This window comes from Phenylobacterium sp. (assembly GCF_036501465.1).
In the GTDB taxonomy this organism is placed as follows: domain Bacteria; phylum Pseudomonadota; class Alphaproteobacteria; order Caulobacterales; family Caulobacteraceae; genus Phenylobacterium.
In genome coordinates, this window is the sequence record NZ_DASYAF010000151.1 from 20,192 (window position 1) to 27,639 (window position 7,448).

The window sequence follows — 7,448 nt, forward strand, 5'->3', positions numbered from 1 at the left end:
CCGCCGGATCGGCGGCTACTTCCCGTCGACCGAGTAGGCCAACAGGACGTTGGTCCCATTGCCGCCGGTGTTGGCCGCGCCGTTAAAGCCGCTCATCACGAACACCTTGCCGCCGGCGATGGCCGCGCCCAGGCCGTCCATGCTGCCGCCCGGCTGGTTCTTCACCTGGTTGACGGTGTCGTAGTGGCGGTCGGTGGTGCTGTCGGCCCAGATGATCTTGCCGGTGGCCGCGTCATAGGCGCGGAACCAGCCGTCCATGGTGCCGGAGAACACCACGCCCGGCATGACCGAGGGCGCCTGGGACTCGGCGCGGATGCAGCCGCCGCCGGAGCGGTCGCGGCTGCGGTCGCCCTGGTAGTGGCAGGGGGCGACGGGGGCGGCGACCTTCCACAGCACCTTGCCGGTGGCCGGATCGAGCGCATAGAGACCTGGCGAGGACGGCGGCTCCTTCTCCGCCACCGGCGACTTGCCCATCGGGCGCAGGTATTCGTCGATCAGGTTCACGGTGTCGGCGTTGGCGACGTAGAGCCGCTTGTTGTCCGCGGCCATGCCCCATTCGATGCCGCCCAGCGAAGAGCCGCCGCCAACCTTCTGATGCCACAGGACTTTCCCGGTATCCGGGTTCAAGCCCCAGGCGATGCCCGACTTCTGGCCGGCCAGGAGCACGTCCTTGCCGCCGGCCAGGTGGAACAGGATCGGCGAGGCGCCGAAGTCATAGTCCGGGCCGTCGGGGCTCGGGCAGTTCACCGGCTTCTTCGCGTCGGTGCAGCCGACGATGAAATTGTCCTTCGACTCCACCTGGGTCGACCATTTGATCTGGCCGGTCTTCATGTCCATGGCGACGACCGCATCAGCGCCCTTGGTGTCCACGTCGGTGTAGCTGTCGCCGGTGGTGACGTAGACCAGGCCGCGTTTGGGATCGGCGGTCGGCGCCGACCAGATGGCCGCGCCGGCCGGGCCCTGCTGCATGGTCCCCGCCGCATTGGGGTGGGTGTCGTGCAGGGTCTCGGGGATCACCTTGGTGTACCACTGCTTCTGGCCGGTCTTGAGGTCCAGCGCGACCACCGCGCCCTGGAAGTAGCAGCAGCGATAGGTGGGCTGGCGCGCCGCGCCTTCCTCGCCGGAGGTCAGCGGCACGAACACCTGGTCGCCGACGACCAGCGGGGTCCCGGTGATGCCGACCACCGGATTGGCGTGCAGGGGCGGCGACTTCCAGATCTCCTTGCCGGTCTGGGCGTCGAAGGCGCGCGCGGTGCGGTCGCGCACGCCCACCACCGTCAGCCAGCCGGAAGGCGAGACGGGCGACTTGACGATCATCGGCGTGGTCCGCGAGGCCACGTCGGAGACCACCCAGCGCACGCAGCCGGTGTTGGAATCCAGCGCGTAGAACTTGCCCGAGCGGTTGGTGATGAACAGCCAGTCGCCGATCACCGTGGGCATGGAGCCGCCGCTCATGGCGAAGCTCCACTTGACCTTCAGCTTCGGCACGTCGGCGGCCTTAAGGCCCGGATCGGCCTGGTAGCGGTGCGACTCGTGCAGGCCGACGCTGGTCCAGTCGGTTGGCGTGGCGGCGATCGGCGGGTTGGCGGCGCACTTCACGTCGACGCCGACATTGGCGGCGGGCGCCGGGCGGCGGGGTGCGGCCTGGGCGACCGGCGCAGGGGCGGCGCCTTGCGAGGTCAGGTAGGCGGCGACGGCGGCCTTGTCCTCGTCGGAGAGGCCGGCGGCCATGGGCTTCATGACCCCGTTGGTGAGCGCATCGACGATCAGGGCGGCCGGATAGGTCGAAAGCGTCGCCTTGCTGGGCGCGCGGTCGATGGCCGGGTCGTGGCAGCCCTTGCAGCGGCCGTTGAACACGGTCTCGCCGGCGGCCGCGGCGCCCTGGGCATGGGCGGCCAGCGGCGCGGCCACCGCCGCGGCGGCCAACGCCGCCATCCAAATCCTGAAAGTCATGATCGCTCCCCGAAATGTCGCTTTGAAATCTTTGCGGCGCAGTTTGCGGGCGGATTTCAGTCGCGGCAAGGCGGCTGGCCGCGGTGATTGCAAAGCCGGTTGCAGATTTGGCGCAGCCGTTGGTCGCAAGGCCGGCGACCGGCCGCGACCCCGCGCCGCTAGGCTGGCCGGAAACGGGAGGCCTCCGATGACCGATATTCCGCGCAAGCTCTGGATCAGCCTGGTCGTGGGGCTGATCGCCGCCGTGGTCGAGATGGCCGTGGTTTTGCCGATCCAGGCGAAGCTGGGCGCGAGCTGGGAGAGGGTGTTCCAGTCGATCGCCGCCGGCGCCGTGGGCGGCAAGACGGCGCTGGCCGGCGGCCTGCCGATGGCGCTGCTTGGCGTCTTCTTCCACACCCTGATCTCGGTGGTGGCCGCCGGCCTCTATGTGTTCGCCAGCGACCGGTTGCCGGTGCTGCTGCGCCGGCCGGTGACCATGGGCCTGCTCTACGGCGTGGCCTGCTACGTGGTGATGACCTTCGGCGTCATCCCGTTATCGAAGCTCCACTTCGCCCTGCCGAAGACGCCGCTGCTCTTCTCGTTGAGCTTCGGGACCCACCTGGTGGCGTTCGGCCTGCCGATCGCGCTGGCCGCCCGCTGGCTGCTCAACGCCTCGCCGGCGCCGGCCCCAGTGTCTTCAACAGCTCACTGACCGCCGCCTCCAGCTGGGCGTCCTTGCCGGCGATGGTCTCGCCCAGTGGGCGCTCGACTGTCACGTCCACCGGCCGCGGATGCAGCTCCATGTCGTCGCCGGCCGCGCCCTGGATGCGCGTCGAGGGCACGCGCACCACCGAACCGTCCACCAACGGGATGTTGGAGGTGTAGATGATCCAGCCGGCGGTCGGCACGCCCACCACCTTGCCCAGCTTCAGGGTGCGGTAGCCCTCGGTGAAGTCCTCCGCGTCGGAGAGCGAGGACTCGTTGGTGATCAGCACCGTGGGCACGCCCAGCGCCCGCTGGCCGAGCGCCTGGCGGCTGGGCACCGGGCTCTGGTCGCGGCTGGTCATGGTCAGGTAGTTGCGGCGCGTGAAGACGTCGAGGACGTAGCCGTTGACGAAGCCGCCGTTGTTGTTGCGCACGTCGACGACGACGCCCTCCTTGCCCTCGTTCTGGGCGTCGAGGTCGAGGTAGAGCTGATCCAACGCCTCGGACGACATGTCGGCGATGTGGACGTAGCCCAGGCGGCCGCCGCTGATCTTGTCGACATAGGCGCGCCGCCCGTCGATCCAGTGGCGGTAGAGCAGCCCCGACGCCACCTGGGCGGAGACCGGACGCACCACCGCCTGGCGGGTCCCAGAGCCGGTGCGGATGGTGAGCACCGTGCGCTTGCCCGCCTTGTCGACCATCAACTGGTCGAGGTCGACGCCCGGGCCGATCGCATGGCCATCGACGGCGGTGAGCACGTCGCCGGGCTTGATCGCGCCCTCGATGAAGGCGGGGCCCAGGGTGATCACCTCGCGCACCACCAGGCCCTTGCCGGCCTCATAGGCCTCGCGGTCGAAGCGCAGGCCGAGGTCGGCGACACGGGCCGGGCCGTAGCCGTTGGGCGGCCGGTTGATGCCGGAGTGGCTGGCGTTCAGCTCGCCGATCATCAGGTTGGTGATGCGGCGCATCTCGTCGGACGTATGGGCGCCTTCGATGTAGGGCGTGAAGCGGACGCGTAGCGCCTTCCAGTCCTGGCCGTGGAACCTGGCGTCGAAGAAGCCGCGGTCCAGCAGGCTCCAGGCCTGGTCGAAGGCGGCGACCTTTTCGTGGTCGAAGGTCACCTCCAGCTCGGCGTTGATCGCCACGAATTTGGGATGCGAATTCTCGATGGTGGTCGTGCCCACCAGGCCGCCTTCCAGATAGTAGACCGATTTGGAATCCGGGGTGAAGGCGACGAACCGCTTGGCGCGCCGCGAGCTCACCAGCTGCTGCGGCGTCGGCGGCTCGCGGACCAGTTCGTCGAGGTTGTAGCTGTAGAGCACGCTGTTGCCCGAAAGGGTCGAGCGGAAGACCAGGGTCTTGCCGTCGGGGCTGATCACCGGCTCTTCGGCGCTGAGGCCGAGCGGCAGGTAGGTGGCGCGCTCGCGGATGCCGTCGAAGACGATCTTCACCGGCGCGGCGGCGGGCTTGGCCGGGGCGGGCTTGTCGGCGTCGGATTTGGCTTCGCCGGTCTTGGCGTCGGCCGCCTTCTCGCCGGCCGGCTCGGGCTCGGTCTTGGGCGGCGGGCTCGCCGGCTGCGGCGGCCGCGCGCCGGGCGCGGTGGGCGGCGTGGAATTGGGCGCGGTGGTCGGCGTCCGCTCCGGCTGGCGGAACAGGTCGCGGAACTCGTCCTCGCGATAGCGCGGCACGTGCGGCAACAGGTCGACGCGGACGATGTGCACGTCCTCCGACCGCTGGGCGGTGTCGAAGACGATGTACTTGCCGTCCTTCGACCAGACGATGGTCGAGGCGTCGCCGTTGGCGAGGAAGCTGATCGGCCTGGCCTCGCCGCCCGTGGCCGGGATCACCCAGACGTTGCGGAACGACTTGGTGTCGGTGACCGCGAAGGCCAGCCATTTGCCGTCCGGCGACCAGGCGGGCGCCGAGCCGCCGAAGCCGGCGATCTGGCCGCTGAACAGCAGGCTGTCCTTGCCCGGCTCGCCGGCCTCGTTCAGGGCGACGACGCGCAGCTCCTTGCGGTCGCGGACATAGGCCAGGGTCTTGCCGTCCGGCGACCAGGAGATGGCGGTATCGAAGCCCGCGCCGGCGGTGATCGCCCGCTCGCGGCGGGTGGCGAAGTCGTAGGCCCGCACGTGGCTGTCCAGGCCGCGCAGCGCCACATAGGCCACGCGGCGGCTGTCCGGCGACCAGACGAGATCGGACTGGATGCCGCCGGCGGTGGTGACCTGCTCGGCCGGGCCGCCGTCCTTGGCGCCGGCCGCGAACACCTCGCCGTGGGCGACGACGGCGACCTTCTTGCCGTCGGGCGACAGCGCCATCTGCTGGAAGTTGGTTTCGTTCAGGCGCCGGTCGCCGGCCGAGGCGGGCGCGCCGCGCAGGGCGATCGGCACCTGGGCGGCCTGGCCGCTCTTCAGGTCCAGCTTCCAGATCCCGAAGTCACGCTCGAAGACGATGGCCGAGCCGTCCCGGGCGATGGCCGGGAACAGCACGCGGCCGGCGGTGAAATGGGTGATCTGGGTGGGCTGGCCGCCGGCCGCGGCGAGCTTCCAGAGGTTCTCCGACCCCGAGGCGTCGCTCATGTAGTAGAGCGTGGCGCCGTCCGGGCTCCACATCGGCCACAGGTGCTTGGCGTCGGGGCCCAGCAGGCGGCGGTAGGGCGCGCCAGCCGCCACCGGCTTCAGCCACAGCTCACCCTCGTCGATGTGGGCGTGGCCGTTGCGCCACCACTGCACCCCGGAATTGCCCTTGGCGATCAGGGCGACGGTGGCGCCGTCGGGCGAGGGGGCGGAATTGAACTCGGCCAGGAAGCGCTCGCGGCTGACCTCCAGCGGCGTGCCGCCGCTCGCCGCCACGCGGAACACGTCGGTCTGGCGCGCCACGTCGTTGGCGCCGGAGGAGAAGTAGATCCACCTGCCGTCGGCCGACCAGGCATCGAGCTGTTCGGTGGCGTCCGACCAGGTGAGCCGGCGCACCTGACCGGTGGCGAGCGTCATGACGTAGATGTTGGGGGCGCCGTTGCGCGTCGAGGTGAAGGCCATCTGCCGGCCGTCCGGCGAATAGATCGGCCGGTCCTCGGTGGCCGGGTCGGTGACCAGCAACCGCGCGGTCCCGCCCGCCGCCGGCACGGTCCAGATGTCGCCGCCCGAGGCGAAGGCGATCTCGCTCCCGTCGGGCGATAGCGTGGGCGTGGCCAGCGCCGGTTTCGGGGTGGGCGTCTGGGCCTGGACCGCGCCCGCCACCAGGGCCGCCGCGAGCGCGCCCGCCGCCATCGCCATCCGCCAGATTTTCATCAACGCCCCCGCTTCACCGCCGCCACGATTGGTAGCCAGGATCGCCGCATGCGGTAAAGCGGCAAGACCGGCCTGCGTGTCGCTTCGAGCTCGACGCCGGGCGCCTTGCACGCGCACGGCTTTGCATGTCCCATGGGCGGCTCGCGCGATAGGGCGTCCACAAAAGGGCGTCCACAAGGGGAAGCAAGACCATGCCGACGGGGACACTCGTAGCCTTCGCCAAGGCGGTGACGGCCGGATCGATCCGGGTCATCGACCTGACCCAGCCGCTGTCGTCAGAAACCCCGACGATCGTCCTGCCGCCGGAGTTCGGCCAGGCGTCCGGCTTCGTGCTCGAGGAGATCTCCCGCTACGATGCCCGCGGCGTCGCCTGGTACTGGAACAACTTCACGGTCGGCGAGCACACCGGCACTCACTTCGACGCCCCGATCCACTGGGTCACCGGGCAGAACCTCGCCAGCGTCGATCGCGTGCCGCCCAAGGACTTCATCGCCCCGGCGGTGGTCATCGACGCCTCGGCGGACTGCGCGGCCGATCCGGACTTCGTGCTGACGCCGAAGCACATCGAAAGCTGGGAGGCCAAGCACGGCCGCATCCCGGCCGGAAGCTGGGTGCTGTTCCGCACCGACTGGTCGAAACGCCAGGGCGAGGCCTACACGAGCCGGCGCGAGGACGGGGCGCACACGCCGGGCCCCTCGGCCGACGCCATACGGATGCTGGTCGATGGGCGCGACGTGATCGGTTTCGGCGTCGAGACGATCGGCACCGACGCCGGCCAGGCCCACCTCTTCGATCCGCCCTATCCCGCCCATACCCTGCTGCACGGCGCCGGCAAGTACGGCCTGCAGTGCCTGGAGAACCTTGACCAGCTGCCGGCCACCGGGGCGGTGATCGTGGCGACGCCGCTGAAGATCAAAGGCGGCTCTGGCAGCCCGCTCAGGGTGCTGGCGCTCCTCGAAGCCTGACGCCATGGCGGAGCGCTCGTTCCAGCACGAGGTCGAGGCGCTGCGCATCGGCGAGGGCGCGGTGTTCAGCGGCGAGGGCATCCTGGCCATCACCAAGGCCCTGCTGCAATCCGGCGTCGCCTATGTGGGCGGCTACCAGGGCTCGCCGATCAGCCACCTGATGGACGTGTTCGCCGACGCGGATGGCCTGCTCAAGGAACTCGGCGTCCACTTCGAGAGCAGCGCGTCCGAGGCGGCCGCCGCGGCCATGCTGGCCGCTTCGGTCAACTACCCTCTGCGGGGCGCGGTCGCGTGGAAGTCGGTGGTCGGCACCAACGTCGCCTCCGACGCACTTTCCAATATCGCCTCGGGCGGCGTCACCGGCGGCGCCCTGGTGATCGTCGGCGAGGACTACGGCGAAGGCTCCTCGATCATGCAGGAGCGGACCCACGCCTTCGCCATGAAGTCGCAGATCTGGCTGCTCGACCCGCGCCCCAACCTGGAAATGCTGGTGAAAATGGTCGAGCAGGGATTCGAGCTGTCGGAGGCGACCCATACGCCGGTCATGCTGGAAGTT

4 protein-coding genes and 1 pseudogene are annotated in these 7,448 nt (G+C 69.9%); 3 read left to right on the forward strand and 2 right to left on the reverse strand.

Annotated features, from left to right (window positions below; all coding sequences use genetic code 11):
- Positions 1–15 precede the first annotated feature (15 nt).
- Positions 16–1,953 carry a PQQ-binding-like beta-propeller repeat protein gene (locus VGL85_RS17140; protein WP_331590199.1) on the reverse strand — a complete coding sequence of 646 codons (1,938 nt, stop codon included), beginning with the start codon at positions 1,951–1,953 and terminating at the stop codon, positions 16–18.
- 187 nt (positions 1,954–2,140) lie between these two features.
- On the opposite strand from VGL85_RS17140, the gene VGL85_RS17145 reads away from it, so the two are divergent.
- Positions 2,141–2,644, forward strand: a complete 504-nt coding sequence (locus VGL85_RS17145) for a hypothetical protein (RefSeq protein ID WP_331590200.1) — start codon at positions 2,141–2,143, stop codon at positions 2,642–2,644.
- Here the strand turns inward: VGL85_RS17145 and VGL85_RS17150 are convergent.
- A complete protein-coding gene (locus VGL85_RS17150; RefSeq protein ID WP_331590201.1) occupies positions 2,598–5,927 on the reverse strand; it encodes a S41 family peptidase in 3,330 nt (1,109 codons plus the stop codon). The genes VGL85_RS17145 and VGL85_RS17150 overlap by 47 nt on opposite strands.
- A 191-nt stretch (positions 5,928–6,118) precedes the next feature.
- On the opposite strand from VGL85_RS17150, the gene VGL85_RS17155 reads away from it, so the two are divergent.
- Both VGL85_RS17155 and VGL85_RS17160 read left to right on the forward strand, forming a co-directional pair.
- Complete coding sequence (locus tag VGL85_RS17155; RefSeq protein ID WP_331590202.1) at positions 6,119–6,892, forward strand: cyclase family protein; 774 nt, start codon at positions 6,119–6,121, stop codon at positions 6,890–6,892.
- A 4-nt stretch (positions 6,893–6,896) separates the two neighbouring features.
- A pseudogene (locus tag VGL85_RS17160) lies at positions 6,897–7,448 on the forward strand (indolepyruvate ferredoxin oxidoreductase); the annotation flags it as partial.

Coding starts and splice junctions, on each gene's coding strand:
- VGL85_RS17140 (WP_331590199.1), bottom strand. CDS start 1,953: ATGACTTTCAGGATTTGGATGGCGGCGTTGGCCGCCGCGGCGGTGGCC.
- VGL85_RS17150 (WP_331590201.1), bottom strand. CDS start 5,927: ATGAAAATCTGGCGGATGGCGATGGCGGCGGGCGCGCTCGCGGCGGCC.
- VGL85_RS17155 (WP_331590202.1), top strand. CDS start 6,119: ATGCCGACGGGGACACTCGTAGCCTTCGCCAAGGCGGTGACGGCCGGA.
- VGL85_RS17145 (WP_331590200.1), top strand. CDS start 2,141: ATGACCGATATTCCGCGCAAGCTCTGGATCAGCCTGGTCGTGGGGCTG.